17 protein-coding genes and 1 rRNA gene are annotated in these 19508 nt (G+C 25.7%); 11 read left to right on the top strand and 7 right to left on the bottom strand.

Annotated elements, in window-relative coordinates:
* Positions 1-65 precede the first annotated feature (65 nt).
* From tpiA to dnaK, 9 genes are all read left to right on the top strand, one after another.
* A complete protein-coding gene (gene tpiA, locus JXZ93_RS02480) occupies positions 66-800 on the top strand; it encodes a triose-phosphate isomerase (protein WP_205852638.1) in 735 nt (244 codons plus the stop codon).
* Between the two features lie 64 nt (positions 801-864).
* The gene (locus JXZ93_RS04250) at positions 865-2895 is read left to right on the top strand and encodes an Mbov_0121 family peptidase domain-containing ABC transporter (protein WP_205852637.1); all 2031 of its coding nucleotides are present in this window, start codon (positions 865-867) and stop codon (positions 2893-2895) included.
* Positions 2870-3274, top strand: a complete 405-nt coding sequence (locus JXZ93_RS02470; protein ID WP_205852636.1) for an MAG1140 family protein — start codon at positions 2870-2872, stop codon at positions 3272-3274. The genes JXZ93_RS04250 and JXZ93_RS02470 overlap by 26 nt, the downstream gene beginning before the upstream one ends.
* Positions 3275-3305: 31 nt before the next feature.
* Positions 3306-3788 carry an rRNA maturation RNase YbeY gene (ybeY, locus tag JXZ93_RS02465; RefSeq protein WP_374962852.1) on the top strand — a complete coding sequence of 161 codons (483 nt, stop codon included), beginning with the start codon at positions 3306-3308 and terminating at the stop codon, positions 3786-3788.
* 1 nt (position 3789) lies between these two features.
* A complete protein-coding gene (gene cdd, locus JXZ93_RS02460) occupies positions 3790-4179 on the top strand; it encodes a cytidine deaminase (protein WP_205852635.1) in 390 nt (129 codons plus the stop codon).
* Positions 4179-5051, top strand: a complete 873-nt coding sequence (era, locus tag JXZ93_RS02455) for a GTPase Era (RefSeq protein ID WP_205852083.1) — start codon at positions 4179-4181, stop codon at positions 5049-5051. The genes cdd and era overlap by 1 nt, the downstream gene beginning before the upstream one ends.
* Before the next feature lie 79 nt (positions 5052-5130).
* On the top strand, positions 5131-6135 hold the full coding sequence (locus tag JXZ93_RS04245) for a heat-inducible transcriptional repressor HrcA (protein ID WP_205852084.1): 1005 nt from the start codon (positions 5131-5133) through the stop codon (positions 6133-6135).
* Entirely contained in the window at positions 6136-7008 is an 873-nt protein-coding gene (gene grpE, locus JXZ93_RS02445) for a nucleotide exchange factor GrpE (protein ID WP_205852634.1), read from the top strand. It abuts the gene before it with no gap.
* A 120-nt stretch (positions 7009-7128) separates the two neighbouring features.
* Positions 7129-8925 carry a molecular chaperone DnaK gene (dnaK, locus tag JXZ93_RS02440; RefSeq protein ID WP_205852633.1) on the top strand — a complete coding sequence of 599 codons (1797 nt, stop codon included), beginning with the start codon at positions 7129-7131 and terminating at the stop codon, positions 8923-8925.
* A gap of 44 nt (positions 8926-8969) precedes the next feature.
* Here dnaK and JXZ93_RS02435 read toward each other — a convergent pair whose 3' ends face one another.
* The 4 genes from JXZ93_RS02435 to JXZ93_RS02420 all read right to left on the bottom strand — a co-directional run bounded on the left by JXZ93_RS02435 (position 8970) and on the right by JXZ93_RS02420 (position 14450).
* The gene (locus JXZ93_RS02435) at positions 8970-10586 is read right to left on the bottom strand and encodes an MHO_4530 family protein (RefSeq protein WP_205852632.1); all 1617 of its coding nucleotides are present in this window, start codon (positions 10584-10586) and stop codon (positions 8970-8972) included.
* A 1-nt stretch (position 10587) separates the two neighbouring features.
* Positions 10588-12777: an ATP-dependent helicase gene (locus tag JXZ93_RS02430; RefSeq protein ID WP_205852631.1), complete on the bottom strand. Its 2190-nt coding sequence runs from the start codon at positions 12775-12777 to the stop codon at positions 10588-10590.
* 1 nt (position 12778) lies between these two features.
* Positions 12779-13228, bottom strand: coding sequence for a hypothetical protein (locus JXZ93_RS02425; protein ID WP_374962847.1), 450 nt, complete (start codon positions 13226-13228; stop codon positions 12779-12781).
* A 208-nt stretch (positions 13229-13436) separates the two neighbouring features.
* Positions 13437-14450, bottom strand: coding sequence for a glycosyltransferase (locus JXZ93_RS02420; protein WP_205852090.1), 1014 nt, complete (start codon positions 14448-14450; stop codon positions 13437-13439).
* A 254-nt stretch (positions 14451-14704) separates the two neighbouring features.
* On the opposite strand from JXZ93_RS02420, the gene JXZ93_RS02415 reads away from it, so the two are divergent.
* Entirely contained in the window at positions 14705-15889 is a 1185-nt protein-coding gene (locus JXZ93_RS02415) for a phosphoglycerate kinase (RefSeq protein ID WP_205852629.1), read from the top strand.
* A gap of 46 nt (positions 15890-15935) precedes the next feature.
* Here the strand turns inward: JXZ93_RS02415 and JXZ93_RS02410 are convergent, their stop codons facing one another.
* The 3 genes from JXZ93_RS02410 to JXZ93_RS02400 are packed head-to-tail and all read right to left on the bottom strand — an operon-like array spanning position 15936 to position 19016.
* Positions 15936-16400, bottom strand: coding sequence for a cytidine/deoxycytidylate deaminase family protein (locus JXZ93_RS02410; protein ID WP_205852092.1), 465 nt, complete (start codon positions 16398-16400; stop codon positions 15936-15938).
* Positions 16401-16402: 2 nt separating this feature from the next.
* Positions 16403-18355, bottom strand: coding sequence for a DNA topoisomerase (ATP-hydrolyzing) subunit B (gyrB, locus tag JXZ93_RS02405; protein ID WP_205852628.1), 1953 nt, complete (start codon positions 18353-18355; stop codon positions 16403-16405).
* 31 nt (positions 18356-18386) lie between these two features.
* Positions 18387-19016, bottom strand: a complete 630-nt coding sequence (locus JXZ93_RS02400) for a thermonuclease family protein (RefSeq protein ID WP_205852627.1) — start codon at positions 19014-19016, stop codon at positions 18387-18389.
* Between the two features lie 178 nt (positions 19017-19194).
* On the opposite strand from JXZ93_RS02400, the gene JXZ93_RS02395 reads away from it, so the two are divergent.
* Positions 19195-19508: ribosomal RNA gene (locus JXZ93_RS02395) — 16S ribosomal RNA — on the top strand; the annotation flags it as partial.

Raw genomic sequence — 19508 nt, 5'->3', positions numbered from 1 at the left:
TATTTTTTCAATAAAATAAAAGAAAATATTTTATAATTATTAAAATAAAAAAATAAGAGGTATAAATGAAAGAATTAATAATAATCGGTAACTGAAAAATGAATAAAAATTTCTCTGAAACAGAAAAATTTATTAGTGATTTTTCAAAAGAATACCAATCAAAAAAAGATTTAATTTATAAAAACGTTAAATTTGGTGTAGGAGTACCATCTGTTAACTTATCAGCATTTAGATTAAATAAAGTAACAGACTTAAAATTAGCAGCTCAAAACGTTAGTGATAAACCAAAAGGGGCATACACAGGTGAAGTCTCAACATCAATGCTAAATGACTTAAATGTTGATTATGTAATTTTAGGTCACTCAGAAAGACGTACATATTATCATGAAACAAATGAAGAGATTTATGCTAAAGCAAAAGCTACAATTGAAGCTGGTATGACACCAATTATTTGTGTAGGGGAAACTCTTGAAGAATACGAAAAAGGTTTAACTAAAGAAGTTGTTAAAAATCAAATTGAGAAATCAGTTGCAGACTTAGATTATACTAAAGTAGTTGTTGCTTATGAACCAATTTGAGCGATTGGAACAGGTAAAGTTGCAACACCAGAAATTGCACAAGATGTATGTGCATATATCCACTCAATCACATCAAATGATTTAAAAGTTCAATATGGTGGAAGTGTTAATCCTAATAACATAAATGAACTATCATCTCAAAAAGATATAGACGGATTTTTAGTTGGTGGAGCTTCATTAGAGGTTGAAAGTTTTGTAAAATTATTAACATTAGGTAAATAATAATGAAAAAAGGAACTATTTTTACATTTATAGTTCTTTTTTATTTTTAATTTCCTTATTAAGTATGGAAAAGCAATACGATTATAGAGATTGTTCGTTATATGTATTTAAATATTACGCTAAAAAATATCATAACGAAGATTATGACATTAATGAATTAAAAATTAACGTAATGTATGATGATACTGGAATAAGTTTAACCAATTTAAAAGATACAATTAGTTCATATGGATATAGCTTAACTTCTTACTATTGTAAAATTAGTGAACTAAGACAATTAGAAAAAAGTGAATATCCTTTTGGGGCAATTGTTAGAAATGAAGAATTTCAACATATAGTTTTTATTGAAGATATAGAAAATGATTATGTCAAATATTATGATCCCGGCTCTGGAAAAGTTATAAATTCAAAAATCATAGATTTTAAAAATATATTTTTAAATATAATTGTTAAATTCAATAAAAAAATATCTCCCTTAGAAAAATATAAGGAACCCAAAAAAATATTTAACATAAATAAATATTCTTATTTTCTATTTTTTTCACTTCTTTTAGAGTTGATTTTAAATTTAATTTATCCTTTTGTTACTAAATATATATTACAATCATTAGTTCCAACTAGGCAAATAAATGAATTTTATTATTTAATAATTATTTTTGTTACTTTTACTTCATTTTCATTATTGATAAGCCTTATAATAAATAAAACGACTAAAATCATTGTTTTAAAGAATTTTGAAAAAGAATTCTTAAATATACTAGAAACATTTTCTAAAGAAAATATTAATTTAATTAATAATTTAAACGAAATAGAAATTAAACAGAGAATAAATAATATATACCAAATTGAAGCATATAAGATGACATTTATACCAAGAGTTTTATATATTCTACTTTCTTTTTTGATTTCGCTTACACTAATTTTAATAACTAGTTATTTGTTGACTTTGATTATGATTATTATAGGAGCCTTGATAGGAACATTTACTTTTTTATATTACTTATGATATCGAAAATCAACTAATTTTTTAATTTCTGAATCAATATCTTTAGATAGATCTTTAGATAATTATATTAAAATATTAAAGACTAACTTTCTTTTGTTAGAAGAAGAAAAATTTAAAAATAAAATGATAAAAAATTTTCAAAGTCATAATTGCAGTTTTAAGTCTTTTATAGTTAGTGAAAGTTATTTTGATAGTATTAATAAATTTATTGACATCATAATTCCCATTTTGATTCTATTTTTCGGATCTCTACAAATTTGAAATAATAAAATAAATTTATATCAATTATTATTTTTCTTAACGGGAACAAAAATGTTCTTATCACCGATCAAACAAATAGAACCTATTATAAAAGAGACTCAAAACTTCAAATTAAACAAAAATATATTAAATATTTTTAAAAAAAATAAACGTAAAACTAAAACTTTAAATTTTGATAATATTGGACAAATAAAGCAAATAAAATTATCATATGTTTCTTATAAATATAATAAAAGCCAAGAAAAATATTCAGTTAATATTCCGAGATTAACTTTAGAAGGTAATAATATATTAAAAGGTAATAACGGTAGCGGGAAAACAACACTGTCATCTTTGTTAATGGGTAAGTATAATATTACTAATGGTGAAATTTTTATTAATAATAATTTGGTCAATTTATATGATAATGATTTTATAAAACAAAGAATTTGTTATATTGGAGATAACAAAAATATACCTAATTCTACTTTAAAAGAATATTTGTTAATAGATGATTGGGAAAATTTTACTAATATTTTAAATAAATTTCAAATTTATGAAGCGTTTAAAGCTCTTAATATGCATATAAGAGAAGATGTTATGGTAAAGAAATTATCGAGTGAACAAATACAATTAGTCAAGTTTTTGAAGTTGTTATTATATGATTATGATGTATTTATTTTTGATGAAGCTTTTGAAGCGATAAGCGAAGATGTTTTCATTTTTTTGAAAGAAAAATTAACTAAATTATTAAATAATAAATTAACACTTGAAATCAGCCATAATTCTAAATATATTTTTGATAATGCAAGGATAATTAAAATTGAAGAAATTACTAAATTTTTATAAATTAGAAATATTTTTTTTAATTGTATTATTGGTTTTGTTATCTTTTTTAATATATTTTGGTCTTTTTTATAAGGTAAAAAGCTATAAAAGTGTAATAATATATTTTAATGATAATAATTTAGAACTAAAAAATATACAACCCAATGAATTAATTTATGAAAAATATAATTTAGTAGTTTTTGATGAAAATAATAACATCGAATATCCGATTATAATTTCAGGTATTAGTAATAATAAAATAGAAATAATAAATGACGAATTAAAAAAATATTTAATAGATAAAAATAATTTATTTTTAAATTCATTATTAGAGTTAAAAACAGAAACCTTAAGTCAAATAATTTATGACAATTTGGTTAGTATTTTTTTAAAAAAATAACCCTTATCACTAAATAATATATAATATAAATATGAATATGAAAAATAATTATGATATTTCATTAAACATAAAAAAAGAAGTGAAAAATGTTGAGTTATTTAAGGATGAAATGATCCAAATAATTAATAATTTTGGAAACTTTTTTAAAATAGATCCAAATAAAAAGATAATATTGGATGTAACATTTGTTTCCAAACCTAAAATTCGTAAGTTAAATAAAGAATATAGAAATAAGGATTATGTAACTGATATTTTATCATTTGACTTTGGAAATTTAGAATTTTATGAAAAGATGCCATTTATTCATTTGGGTGAATTAATAATTAGTTGAGATAAAATGAAAAAACAAGCAAAGGAATTTAATCATAGTATTAAAAGAGAGTATTGTTATTTATTTACTCATGGATTAGTTCATTTATACGGTTATGATCATGAATTAGAAGAAGAAAGAGTTGTTATGAACAAAATTGTTGATGAAATTTTTGAACCATTAAAAATAAAAAGAGAGGATTAAAATGATTGAAAAATTAAGAAATTTATTGTCAAAAGCATATGCTCCATATTCTAATTTTCAGGTGGCTGCTATTGCTGTTGATTTTGACGGAAAAGAATATTGAGGTGTTAATGTAGAGAATGCTGCATATCCTTCTGGTCTTTGTGCAGAAAGGAGTGCATTATTTGGCTCTGTGGCATATGGCGGACATGTCGGTAAATTTAAAGAAATACATATCATTTCTAGAAAAAATGAAATAATAACCCCATGCGCAGGTTGTCGTCAAGTTATGACTGAATTTATGCCGCAAAATGGCTTGGTTTACCAATATTCAAATGATGGAACTCAAACGAGAGTGAACACTGTTGCAGAACTTGTGCCTTATCCAATTTTTATGGAGAATATTAAGTAATGAAAATATGTTTTGCTAGTATAGTTGGTAGACCTAATGTAGGTAAAAGTAGTTTGCTAAATGCAATTTTAGGGTACAATGTTGCAATTGTAACTAATGTAGCACAAACAACAAGAGATCAGATCACTGGAGTTTATACCGACGAAACACATCAAATTATATTTACGGATACTCCTGGCATACATAAACCAAAAAATAAGCTAGGTGAAGTATTAAATAAAAATGCTTTTGACTCTATAGAAGGAATTGATCTTTTGTTATTTTTGTCTCCTTCTGATGAAGAAATTGGCCCTGGAGATAAATTAATATTATCTAAAATAGAAAATATTAAAAATAAAATAGCGGTTATATCTAAAATAGATAAAATTAAAAAAAATCCTGAAAAATTAACAAAAAAAATCCGTGAATTGGGCGAATTTGGATTTGATAAAATTGTATCAACAGACATATATAACGACTCTTCAATAGTTTCCTTAATTGATATTATTAAAGAATACTCTAACGAAGGTGAATTACAATATGATCCTGATTCTATTACTGATAAAAGCATGCGTTTTTTAGCAAAAGAAATCATAAGAGAATCAGCAATAGAAAGATTATACGATGAATTGCCACACTCTATTGCTGTGTCTGTCGAAATTTTTCAAGAATTAGAAAATAACATTATTATTGAAGCGATAATGTATGTAAAAAAAGAATCTCAAAAAGGGATGTTAATAGGAAAGAATGCATCTAAAATCAAGGAAATAAGTAAAAGTTCAAGAGTAAAAATGTCTCATCAATTTGGAGTCCCTGTTTCTTTATATTTAAAGGTAAAAGTTGCTAAGAAGTGGAATGATGATGAAAAAACATTATCTAAATTTGGGTATTAAATAACTCTTATTATTAGGGTTATTTTTAATTTAGCAAAAAAACTTTTAGGCTGCTAAAAATTTGATAAAATTATAAAGTATGAATCAAAAATTAGATAATAAATTAGAACCAATATTAAAGTATACAGTTAAATTATTTATTGAGGAAGGCGAACCTGTTAGTAGCCAAGCCCTCATGGATAGGTTTAATGATATTAGCTTTTCTTCAGCTAAAGTTAGATATTTAATGAATAAACTTGAAGAAATAGGATATTTACAAAAAGCAAATTGTTCTAGTGGTAGAACTCCTACTTTGCTAGGTTTAAATTATTATGCAATATACTTAAGTCAATCATTTGAAAAAGAAATGATAAATAAATTAGAAAAAATATTTAAACAAAAAGAAGTTGATATTGATAACACCGTTGATCAAGCAGCTAATATAATTTCAGAAATGACGGGATTAACTTTAGTTAAGACTAACTATAACAATAACGAAACTTTAAAAAGCATTGATATGACAGTTCTAGATGAAAAAAGAGCTACAATTGTTATGGTTGTTTCTACAGGTCAGGTATATTATAAAGTTATAACTATAGATAGAAATAATAATTTAAATGATATAAAGATAGCTTTAAAAATTTTCAAAGAGAGATTAATAGACGTTTTGGTAACTGAGCTTGCACAAAGAGTTTTTTTACTAAAAGATATTTTATCCGAATCAATTAAGAATTATCAAAGTATAATAGATTCTTTTGTTAGACAAGTTTTTAATGGTGAAATTAGAAAATATAAAGAAAATAAAATATATGGTAAAAATAATATTATTTTAAGTCAAAAAATTAATAGAAATAACTTGAATAAAATGATTGAATTAATTGAAAATTATTCTATTTGAGAAAAAATAGAGTCACATTTTGATGAAAATGAAAAAATAAAAATATCAGTTGATGATACAGGTTCTTTTATGTCTAAACGTATTATAAATAATGATACAACTACTGAAATATCAGTGGTAGCTTCAAGCACGTCAGATTATAATAAAATGCGTACAGCACTTAATGCTTTAGAAATTTTTGTAGAAAAGGAAAAAAGGGAGAAATAAATGAATTTTAAGAATAATAATAAACATAGACATTACCATTTTAGGGATTGAAATATAATTGAAGCTGATTTTGAAATACTTTTAAACGGAGAGTCTCTTCCGGATTTTAAAATAAAAAAACAAATTACATTGGGTAAGAACGAATATATTGAAGGCTTAGAAGTAGATAAATTTATTATTGGATTACCTATAAAAAAAGAATTAGAATTATCTATTAATGTTCCTGAAAATTTTGAAAATAAAATTATTTCTGGTAATGAGGTTAAAATTTATTTAAAAAATATTAAATTAATAAATTATGACGCCCGCAATTTAGAAATATCAAAACTAAAAAAGGTAGAAGAAAGAAATTTAGAGTTAGAGAAGAGGGTGCTAGAATTAGAAAACAAACTAAAAGCAAATGAAGTTGTTTTTGTAGAAAAAGCAAAGCAATTATCTCAAGCAGTAGAGGAAAAAATAGCTAAAGAAAAAGAAATTTTATTCGAAAAAGCAAAAAAAGAAAAAGATGAGATAAAATCATTTGCTTTACAAGGGTTTTTAGAAGATTTTATAAATCCTTTTAATAATTTTGTAATGGCTCAAAAGGTTGCTGAAAACTCAGAAAACGATCAGTTAAGAAATTACGCAATAGGTTTTAATATTGTAATTAAACAAATAATTGATGTTTTAGAATCTAATAATGCTGAATTGATTATACCTACTTTAAATACTGAATTTGATCCTAATACACAACAAGTTGTAGATGTAGTTCAAACATATAATCAAATAGATAAAGATAATCAGATAACTAAAGTAGTTAGATATGGTATTAAGCTTTCCGGAAGAGTAATTACCCCTGCCTCAGTTGTAATAAGTAAAAAAATTAGCAATTAAATGCTTTGGCTGCTAAAAATATGTTATAATTAAATTATGACTTCGTTAAAAAAAGAAGCCATGTAGATAATAAATAATTTAAGACATAAATAATTAACTAATAATTAGGAGAGAATTAAAATGGCAAAAGAAATAATATTAGGGATAGATTTAGGAACAACAAACTCTGTTGTTTCCATAATTGAAGGTAAAAATCCTGTCGTACTTGAAAATCCAAACGGTAAAAGAACAACACCTTCAGTAGTAAGTTTTAAAAATGGTGATATAGTTGTTGGTGATGTTGCGAAAAGACAAGTTGAAACAAATCCAAACACTATAGTTTCTATTAAAAGATTAATTGGTACAGGAAAAACAGTAAGTGCAAACGGAAAAGAATATAAACCAGAAGAAATATCAGCAATGATTTTATCATACATGAAAGACTATGCTGAAGCAAAATTAGGTCAAAAAGTTAAAAAAGCGGTTATTACAGTTCCTGCATACTTTGATAATTCACAACGTGAGGCTACTAAAATAGCAGGTAAAATAGCAGGTTTAGAAGTATTAAGAATCATCAATGAACCTACTGCTGCGGCATTAGCGTTTGGTTTAGAAAAAACAAATAAATCAATGAAAGTCTTAGTTTACGATCTTGGTGGTGGTACATTCGATGTTTCTGTTTTAGAGTTGGAAGATGGAACATTTGAAGTACTTTCAACTAGCGGTGATAATCATCTAGGTGGTGACGATTGAGATAATGAAATTGTAAAATGAATGATTGGAAAAATAAAATCAGAACACGGTTATGATGTTGAAAAGGATAAAATGGCTAAAGCTAGGCTGAAAGAAACAGCAGAAAAAGCTAAAATAGATTTATCTAATCAATTGGTAGCTACAATTAATTTACCTTTTTTAGCTATGACTGAAAATGGACCCCTTAACGTTGAACTAGAACTAAAAAGAAATGAATTTGAAGAAATGACATCTCATTTATTAGATAGAACAAGAAAACCAATTGAAGATGCATTAAAAGAAGCAGGTATAACATCAGCGGATTTACATGAAGTTTTACTTGTTGGTGGTTCAACACGTATGCCGGCAGTTCAAGATATGGTTAAACGTACATTAAATAAAGAACCAAATCGTTCTATAAATCCTGATGAAGTAGTTTCAATTGGTGCTGCTATTCAAGGTGCTGTTTTAGCGGGAGATATTGATGATATTTTATTATTAGATGTTACACCTTTAACATTAGGTATCGAAACAATGGGAGGGGTATCTACTCCTTTAATTGCTAGAAATACTACAATTCCAGCAACAAAAAGTCAAATTTTTTCAACAGCAGCTGACAATCAAACAGAAGTTACAATTAGAGTTGTACAAGGTGAAAGACAAATGGCGGCAGATAATAAAACACTTGGTTCATTTAATTTAGGTGGAATTGAACCCGCTCCAAGAGGTGTTCCACAAATTGAAGTTACATTTTCAATTGATGTTAATGGTATTACAACAGTAACTGCAAAAGATTTAAAAAATAATAAAGATGCAAAAATTACAATTTCAAATTCTACTAAACTAACAGAAGAAGAAATTGAAAGAATGGTTAAAGAAGCAGAAGCAAATAAAGAAGCAGATGCTAAGAAAAAAGAAGAAGTTGAAACAATTGTTAGAGCCGAAAGTTTAATTGATCAAATTAAGAAAGCGAACGCAGAGCAAGGTGATAAATTAGATCCTAAATCAAAAGAAGAAAGTGAAAAATTAATTAAAGAATTACAAGAACTTATTGATAAAAAAGACATTTCTGCTTTAAAAGAAAAATTAGATCAAGTTGAAAATATGATGCGTGATTTTGCTAATTATGCCGCACAACAAAACGCAACAAATAATAATTCTAACGATGAAGAAACAGCTACAATAGTAGAAGAAAACGATAAATAAAAAAATAAACAACATGTTTTTAAAATAAATGTGTTGTTTATTTTTTAATAATTATAATTAATTTTAATTTTATTGATAAATTCTTGCTCTAAATTTTCAGGTGGACTTTCATATATTACAACTTTTTTATTTTTATTTAATTGCGTAGAAAGATTTAAACAGTTCAAAAAAATATTAGAATTATAAAGTTTTGAAGATATTAATTTAGATATAATGATTGCTTTAATTTTAAATTTTTCGAGCAAAAAGGATATATTTCTATTTATGTCTTCTATATAAAAGAATGTCAATATTTCGTTATTATAATTAGATAATATTTTGCTTTCTAGTAAATTAATATCGTACATTACTCCTAAATCATAAATCATTGGGATTATATTTTTAGATTTAAATTCCTCTTCTTTTATAAACAAATAATTAGCTTGAGACATTTTAAAAATTAATTGAGTTGTCCCTAAGTTTTCTGAGTTTTTTGAAAAATAATTAAATCAATTTAATTCCTTCAAATGAGATAAATACTCGCTTTTATCAAATAAATAGTAAAAACGGAAAAGTACTTTCAATCTATCGTAGTTTGGTTCAATTATTTTAAATTGTGTTTTATTCTTTGAAATGTAATTTACTATATTTTTTATATTAACTCATTTTTTAGGGTCTTTATTATCTGTTATTATTTGTTTATATCTATAGTATTCCTCATTGAATAATTCAATTTCTTTGCGTATATTATCATCGGTGTTATTAAAGTAATATTTTGAAGAATTTTTAGAATCATAGTCTATATTGTATAGAGAATATTTCACTAAATCATTTATATAATCTTGTTCATAATTATTTATTTTAGGGTATTGTATAATTGTCGCTCTTTTATATATTCTTGATAATGTAGTTGAATTATTTATTTCGTTTATTTTATTTAAAAAATTATTATATTGATTTTTAGATGTATATTTAAGTATTAAGTAAATATAATCATCGCTCTTGAACAAATTAACAATTTGATCATTTAACCCAAATAAATCATTTAAAAAATCAGTATTATCATTATTTTTATTTAAAAAATAAAAATTTTTTAAAAGTAATCCTATAATGATATTTTTTTTATTTTTTAAAAAATCATTATTAGTTTGGTTGTTTAAGGTTATGTTGTTTAAATTGTTTATTTTATCTTTATATTCTACACCTCATTTAAGAGAGCAATAATAATTATTCCCGTCAATTGTTTTTATAACCATTTTCATTGGTTTATTTTTTAATAATTTTTTATTAAATTTATTTATAATTTTTTCAAAAAGTCTTAATTTAATGTTGAAATCCTTATTTCAAAAAACATCTATTTTACTCTCGTAATTTTGTAAATTCTTATTTATTATCTCTTTTATTTTATTTGAACTATCTTTATTAAAAAAATTTAAAAATTCATTAATAGATATATAGTTGTATTTGTTAAAGTTAAAACTATTTGAATCTAAATATGTTGAGAGGAAGTTATATTTTTTATTATTTCTAATTACTCTTTTGTTAATATTATCAATTTTAAAAATTACAACACCAGATGAAGTTCGTTTGTAAAAATATATAAACTTAAAAACTAAATACGATGATATTAAAAATATTAATAGAATAATTGAAATGTAAATTAATATTACTAAATAGTTCATTCTATTCCTTGATACTTATGATCCTAATTGAATGATGTCTTTTATTTAATGTTCTTTCTTTTCCGTCTCTAAATCTTACTAAAACTTCATTACCTGAGCCGAAATCTACAACTTCACCTTCTCCAAAAATTGTATGAGAAATTATATCTCCAATTATCATTTTAGAATTTATTAAAGAAATCTCATCAGGAGAATAATCTAAGTCCAACCCGTGATCATCGTTCATATTTGTATAATTATCAACATTTATACCCATTTCAGTTATAAATCTAGAGGGTTCTTTAGAAAGGTCTGTCCCAAATATTTTCCCACGCGATGAACTTAAAAATAAGTTGTTTCTAGCTCTTGTTATTCCGACGTATGCCAACCTTCTTTCTTCTTCGAAAGTTTCAGGGTCAGAATCAATTTTTTCTATTATTCTATATGAAGGGAATACACCACGCGATAAACCTACTAAAAAAACGTTATCATATTCTAGACCTTTTGCGGAGTGAATAGTCATAAGTGTTACATAATTAGTGTTTCCCTCGTAATCATCTGTAACAGATAATAAATTAATATAATTTAAATAATCGGCTAATTTTTTTTCTTTATTTTTTTCTTCTCAAGTTTTGATCGAAGCGATTAGTTCTTTAACGTTTTCAATTGCTGTTCCTCTTAGGCTAGTGTCTTTCTCGATAAAATGATAGTAATCTAATTCCATTAAATAAAAATCAAGTATTTTAGAAATTGAGTGTTTTGTTATTTCTAACTTTCTTAACTCCTTTTTATATCGTATTGTTATTTGTAAAAATTTAAATAATTTTACAGCAAGATTGGGGTGTTCTCTTTTAAATTCAGATCAATTACTTTTATTTGTAATTGTTTCAAATGTGTTTAAGTTACCTTTTTTTGCGACAAATTCTTTAATTGTTTCTATTGCCTTATGCCCAATTCCTTTTGTTGGTACATTAACTATACGGTAAAAAGATAGTTCATCATTATTATGTAACAATCTTAAAAAAGCGATTGCATCTTTAATTTCCGATCTTTGATAAAATTTGACCCCGTTTATTATTTTGTGAGGTATATTTTCATCAATTAAAGCTTGCTCGAAGGCTCTTGAATAATAATTTGCTCTATATAGTATTACAATAGATTTTAATTGGTTTTTTTGCTTTTTTAACTGATTGATTTTATTTACTACTCATTTTGCTTCACCTTCTTCACTAAAACTATGCATAAATTCAATGTCAGCACCCACTCCGTTTTCGGTAACTAAGTCTTTGTTGTACCTTTTTTTATTCATTTTTATAAGTTTATTTGCAGCGTCGAGTATTTTTTGTGTGGAACGATAATTTTTATCTAAAACAACCGTAAATGTTTCTTTAAAATCTTTTTCGAAATCTAATATTAAATTAACGTCCGCACCACGTCAATTATAAATAGTTTGGTCTGGGTCACCAACAATAGTTAAGTGTGTATTTTTTCCGATTAAACTTTTTATAATTCTATATTGTAATTTTGAAGTATCTTGAAACTCATCTACAAGAATATATGAATATAGTTTTTTATATTTTTCTACTATATCTGGTCTAGTGTGAAATAAAATGTTTGTTTTAATGATTAGGTCATCAAAATCTAAAGCACCATTTCTAGCTAATTCGTTTATATATTCAAAATATATTTTATCTTCAATTTGATCCATATTTTTTATATTATAAAACTGATTATAATCGGTTGTATTATTTTTTTGAGTCGAAATATAGTGTATTGCTGATTTATAACTAATTTCGGAACTAGTTATTCCTAATTTCTTATAAATTGCACTCAAAATTTGAATTTTATCCGGCTCATCCACTATTGTAAAACTATTACGATATCCCAAGTTATGAATTTCATTTCTTAAAATAGTTGCACAAAAAGAGTGAAAAGTTTTAATATTTAGTTTTGTTTCTAAATTATTACAATATTTTTCAACTCTTATAGACATTTCTTGAGCCGCTTTATTAGTAAAAGTAACACCTAATATATTTTTTGCAGGTATCCCTAATATATTTATTAAGTAGGCGATTTTACGTGTTAAGACTTTAGTTTTACCGGTCCCTGCTCCAGCAATAATTCTTAGGTGTTTGTCAAAGTATTTTACGGCTTGGTTTTGCTTTTCGTTCAAATCACTCAGTAAATCAATCTTTTTTGTATTAATTGTCATATTATTTCTCCTCATCTTTTAAATTTGCTTTGTTATTAACATAAACAATATTTCTTCTTTTTGAGTAAAACGGTACTAATTTTATTAACTCAATATCATCAACAATAATTTCATCTTTATTAACTACTCTTGTTTTTGTTATAATATCTATTACGGATAATTTCTTTTTATATACAATTATAAATAAGTAATCGATAAATTTAAAGATACTTATGGCGTATGTAAAAATTTGAAAAAATTTATTAATTATTTCTAGAGTTAGGTTACTCTTTTTTTCATCCACATAATATGAATTGTAGTAAGCCACCAAAAATACTAAAACTCACATTAGAGACATTAAAGAAAAACTTAATGTAGATCTTTTAATAATAGAAATAGAGTCAAATTCATTATTTTTTGATGAAATTATTTTTATTTTTAATAAATATTTACCGATACTTTTACCTTTCAAAACTAAGGGTATAATTATAAAAAAAATACTATTATTAAATATTCCTATTAGAGCGGATCAAACAAGTTTGTTTGTAGGTATATTTTTTGCATAATTAAAAATTCCGATAGCTCAAACTAGAAAAATAGAAACTAGCAAAAACAGGATGAAATCTATTATTTCCGAAAAAAACCTCTTGTAAAAAAAAGAGTTTTGATATTTTTTCATATTATTCTAAAAAGTCCAAAATTTTCATTTTTTTAATTTTGTATAAAGGTTTTTTTAGTAACTTAGATTCATCATTGTCACTTGCTAAGTAAATATTAGATTTAAAAAAATCATTTTTTATTGCATTACTTTCTAGTTTATCAATTAATTCATAATGTCTTTTTACAAAGGTAAGACTTCTTTTTTCTTGGATTTGTTCCTTTTCGTATTTATATATTCTTTTATATGTAAACGTTGTTTCATTTAAAAAACCAGTTAACAATAATTTTATTGTATATATTTTTGCGTAATTAATTTCTTCTAAAATTTTGGGGTTATTTTCCTTGAAGTAATTTTCAACAATGTTGAATGAGTCTAAAACGTGCCTTGAATTAAATCAAGTATTAGAGTTTATAAATTCTCTATAAACTCTATAATCAAGATACATATATGTTTTTGCTTCGGAGAATAATATATAATTTAATTCAACACACATCTTGGTGTCATTTAAATTAGAAGGCATATATTTAACAAGCTTTTTATATAGATTTTTTTTATAAACTTTATTAAAAATAAAAGGGAATGTATAAGCGTAAGTACTCTGCATTTTATTTATATCTACTTTGTTAATTAATTTTAATCTAGCTTTTGGTTTTCATCTTATAGAACCAATTAGTCTAGGTTTAAATTCTAATATATCTGCTGAATATTTTTCTGCTTCGTTGATAATGTTTGAAACGTATTTTTTTCTTAACGTGTTCTCTGAATTGATGACAACTAGAAAGTCCCCTCTCGCAATTTTAAATGCACTAGTCAAATTTAGTTGATAGCTATCAACTTTATTATTAAAAACAACCTTCAATCTTGAGCCAAATAAAAGAAAATATTCTTTTAGAGATTCTAATATGTTGATTTGTTTCTTATTAATGAATAAAATTATTTCAAAATCTTGATTATCTTGATCTTTTAGATCCTTTAAGAATCATTCTATATCTTTGAATAAATCACCAACAAGAGAAACAATACTTAATTTCATTTTTTCTCCTTAAAATTTATTGTTAAATAGTCATAAAACATATATTATTATTTTATCATATTTTATAAATAAATATTATTTATAAGAGTTGTAGAAGAAGGGAGCAGATGTTAAAATTATATTTTTTGTAATAAAAATTTACTTTTTTTAAAACTAAATAAATATCTTAATTTTTATAATTTTATTTTTTAAAAAAGTATTATTTTTTATATAATTTAAATAACAAATTAATTTAGTAGTTCGAAAGGATAAAAATGAAAAAAACTATAAATGATTTAGATTTAAACAATAAAAAAGTTTTAGTTAGAGTTGACTTTAATGTTCCTTTAAAAAATGGTGTTATCACATCCACAAAAAGAATTAAGGCAGCATTACCTACAATTCAAAAAATAGTATCCGAAGGTGGAAAAGCGATTTTATTTTCTCACTTAGGTAGAGTTAAAACTGAAGAAGATTTGGAATCTAAAAGTTTAAAACCAGTTGCTATTGAGTTAGCAAGACAATTAGGTCAAAAAGTTATTTTTGTAACAAAAACAAGAGGTGAAATATTAGAAAAAAGTATTGAAAATATGAAACCAGGTGAAGTTTTATTAGTTCAAAATACAAGATATGAAGATTTGAATAATAAAGCTGAAAGTAAAAATAATGAAGAATTAGGTAAATATTGAGCTTCATTAGGTGATGTATTTGTTAATGATGCTTTCGGGACAGCTCATAGAAAACATGCATCAAATGTTGGGATAGCTTCTAATATCACCGAATCATCATTAGGTTATTTAATGGAAAAAGAAGTTTCATCACTTCAAAAAGTTATTGGTGAACCTGAACATCCATATGTTGCAATAATTGGTGGAGCTAAAGTATCTGATAAAATTCAAGTTTTAGAAAATTTAGCTAAAATTGCTGATAAAATGATAATTGGTGGAGCTATGGCTTACACTTTCTTAAAAGCTCAAGGATTAAATACAGGAACTTCTTTGGTGGAAGATGATTATTTAGATTTAGCTAGAGACTTCTTATCAAAATATTCAGAAAAAGTTATTTTACCAATTGATCATGCTACATCAACAGAATTTAAAGATGTTGAACCCGTTTTCCAAGATGTAGAAATTTCAGAAGGGTATATGGGTCTAGATTTAGGACCTAAATCAATTGAATTAGTAAAAAGTACTTTAAACAATGCTAAAACAGTTGTTTGAAATGGACCTATGGGAGTAGCAGAATTCAAAAATTACCAAAAAGGTACATACGCTGTTTGTGAATCAATTTCTGAACTTACCGATGCATATACAGTAGTTGGTGGTGGAGATTCGGTTGCCGCCGTTGAAAAATTGGGAATGGAAGACAAATTTACACATGTTTCAACAGGTGGTGGTGCTTCACTTGAATTGTTACAAGGTTTAGAATTACCGGGTGTTACTTCAGTTCAAGATAAATAGAAAAAATGATTATTAAAAAATGCGAATTACTCAAATTCGTATTTTTTTATAATTCTAACGTAATATTTAGAGGTTCAAGTTTTCTGGTTTTAATATTAGAATCTTTTAGAATTTTTCTTGAAATTCATGCATCATCAGTATCGTGATATTTATCTTCTAAGTAAACAATTTCTGTTATTCCTGATTGAACAATAGTTTTCGAACAATTTGAACAAGGGAATAAAGAAGTATATAATATCGCATTTTCTAATTGTGTTGTTGAATTTAATATCGCATTAATTTCTGCATGTACAACATAAGGATATTTATTGTCTTTTTCTAATTTTTTATCTCTTGCTCACGGGAAATCAAAATCATTGCCTGAAGGCATACCATTATAACCTAAAGCAATAACTCTCTTTCTATTATTTATTATACATGCGCCAACTTTTGTGTTAGGATCTTTTGATCGTAGGGCACTTAATTTAGTCAGTGCCATAAAATATTGATCTCAATTTAGTATTTTATTCATAATTATAAGTCAATGTTTTTTACGTATTTTGCATTTTTTTCTATGAATTCTTTACGAGGTGCAACATTTTCTCCCATTAGTATCTCAAATGTTCTGTCCGCCTTGTAAGCGTCCTCTATTTGAACTTGAAGCATTTTTCTATTTTCTGGATTCATTGTTGTTTCTCATAATTGTTCTGGATCCATTTCACCAAGACCTTTATATCTTTGTATAGTTATCTTAGAATTTGGATTTAATTTTTCCATTATTTCATTTTTTTGTTCATCGTTATAAGCGTATTCGACAAATTTGTTTTGTTGGATTTTATATAAAGGAGGTTGTGCTATATAAATAAAACCATATTCAATTAACGGTTTAAAGTATCTAAAGAAAAATGTTAGTAATAATGTTCTAATGTGCGCACCATCAACATCAGCGTCGGTCATTATTACGATTTTGTGATATCTCAATTTGTTGATATTGAAAGTATCTCCTAACCCTGTACCTAATGCAGTTATTAATGACATTATTTCTTCGTTGTTAAACACTTTTTCTTGTCTTGTTTTTTCAACGTTCAAGATTTTTCCTCGTAATGGTAAAATAGCTTGAGTTTTTCTATCTCTTCCCATTTTAGCTGAACCACCAGCAGAATTTCCTTCGACTATATATAATTCACTAATTTCCGCATTTTTACTTGTACAATCGGAAAGTTTACCTGGTAATCCACCACTTTCGAAAACATTTTTTCTTCTTGCGTTATCTCTTGCTGCGCTAGATGCTAATCTTCCTTTTCTAGCGAGTATTGCAGTGTTAATAATTTTTTTAGAAATATCAGGGTTTTCATTTAAAAATCTCTCAAGTGCTTCTGAATATATTTCATTAACCGCTCTACGAGCGTCTTTAGAACCTAATTTTCCTTTTGTTTGACCTTCGAATTGTGGATCTGGATGTTTTATAGAAATAATTGCTGTTAGTCCTTCGATTAAATCGTCTCTTGTGAATTTATCAGTTTCACTTTTTATTAAATTTTTATCAATAGCATAATTATTTATTAATCTCATCAATGAATCGTAGAACCCAGACAAGTGAGTGCCACCTTCGTGAGTAGAAATATTGTTTGTATATGTTATTATATTTGATCTAAACATATCTTCTAAATATTGAGCTGCAACTTCTACTCCTATAATTACTTCTTCTCCGTTTAAGTCGTTATTATATTTGTATTCTCCTGAGGCGTAAATAACTTCTTGGTTAATTGGTTTGTAACCTTCATTTATTTCTTTAACGTAATCAACGATACCATTATCATATTTGAATTCGTTGTAAGAGTTATCACGATGATCTGTAACAGAGACAAATAAACCTTTATTCAAGTGAGCTATTTGTTTAGCGTGGTCAATAATAAGTTCTTTGTCAAACTTAATTTGTTCCATAACCTTGTAATCAGGATGAAATTTTATTGTTGTACCAGTTTCGTTTTCTTTTGTTTCACCAATAATAGTTGTAGATTGAGTTATTTGTCCACCATTAGCAAATTTTGCGTTATATAGTTTTCCGTCACGTTTAACTCAAGCTTCCATGTAATCGCTAAGAGCGTTAACTACAGAGGCGCCAACACCATGTAAACCACCACTAACTTTGTAAGCATTAGATTCAAATTTACCACCCGCATTCAATTTTGTTAAAACAACTTCGAGTGCACTGATGTTAAATTTTGGATGTAAACCAACCGGTATACCACGGCCATTATCTTCCACAATTATTTCTTCGTTCTTAGTGATTGTAATGTTAATTGTATTAGCAAACCCAGCCATAGCCTCATCTACGGAGTTGTCAACTATTTCTCAAACCATATGATGAAGACCGCTTTTAGATGTGCTCCCGATGTACATTCCAGGACGTTTTCTTACGTGTTCAAGACCTTCAAGATGTTTAATATTTGAAGCGTCATAATTATTATTTAAATTTTCTTTCATCAAAACTCCTTAATATATTTATTTAAATATATTATACCATTTTTTTATATTTATAGAACACTTCCTCCAATTCCAAACTTCAAAATCCTTTTTCTTGTGCTTTGCTTTTTTCTTCTAACCCTATGATATAGTTATAAAAGTCATTTTGAAATTTATTTTTCGTATAATATTTTTGCTTAAAATTAGAGTTTTGAATATATGCCACTCTAGCTAATCCTTCTTCTATTAAAAAAGAATTTAAAGTATTTGCAAAAATATTTTCATCAAACTTTTGTGTGTAAATTAGTCCAACATCTCTACCATATTCGTCATTATCAATGTGCTTATAATAAAAATAATCTTGATTTGAGGTTTTGTCTCTTAACATTTCTTTAGCGATATTAGCATAATAATTTTCATATTTAGCTAACTTATTTTTATTATTTTTTTTAAGTGTTTCAGGTGTATCAATTCCATACAACCTTATTTTAATTTTTTTACTTTTAATTTTTGCTTCTACAGTGTCTCCGTCTATAATTTTTGTTATTATTAATTTCTCTATATTTTTAGAGGCGTTTGTATTATTTTTTTTAGAACTAACAATTATCCCGATAACTATCAAAAGAAAAACAAGGATAATTTTAAAAATATTTAGTAAATTTTTAGGCATTTTTTCAAACATATATAATATATGTGCGTTAGATCTAATTTAAACAAAAAAAGTAAAAAAATATTTTGTATTTAAAAAAAGTGGTGGTATAATAGTTTTGCTAACTAGCCAAGAAATGGAAACTTTCAGTGTTAGCAAGCAATAGAAGTTCTTTGAAAACTAGATATATACAATAAACATGACAGTCAATTTTTTCGAGAGTTTGATCCTGGCTCAGGATGAACGCTGGCTGTGTGCCTAATACATGCATGTCGAGCGGAGTTCTTCGGAACTTAGCGGCGAATGGGTGAGTAACACGTACTTAACGTGCCCTCTAGATTGGGATAACGATGAGAAATTATCGCTAATACCGGATACTTATTAGTTTGGCATCAAACTAATATAAAAGGAGCGTTTGCTTCACTAGAGGATCGGGGTGCGGAACATTAGTTTGTTGGTAAGGTAATGGCTTACCAAGACGATGATGTTTAGCGGGGTTGAGAGACTGATCCGCCACACTGGGAC

Origin of the sequence: Mycoplasma sp. CSL10166, from assembly GCF_017116885.1 — a bacterium.
Classification (GTDB): domain Bacteria; phylum Bacillota_I; class Bacilli_A; order Mycoplasmatales; family Metamycoplasmataceae; genus Mycoplasmopsis.
Note: the sequence above shows the minus strand (reverse complement) of the source record. Positions and strands in the feature narration are given on the sequence as shown.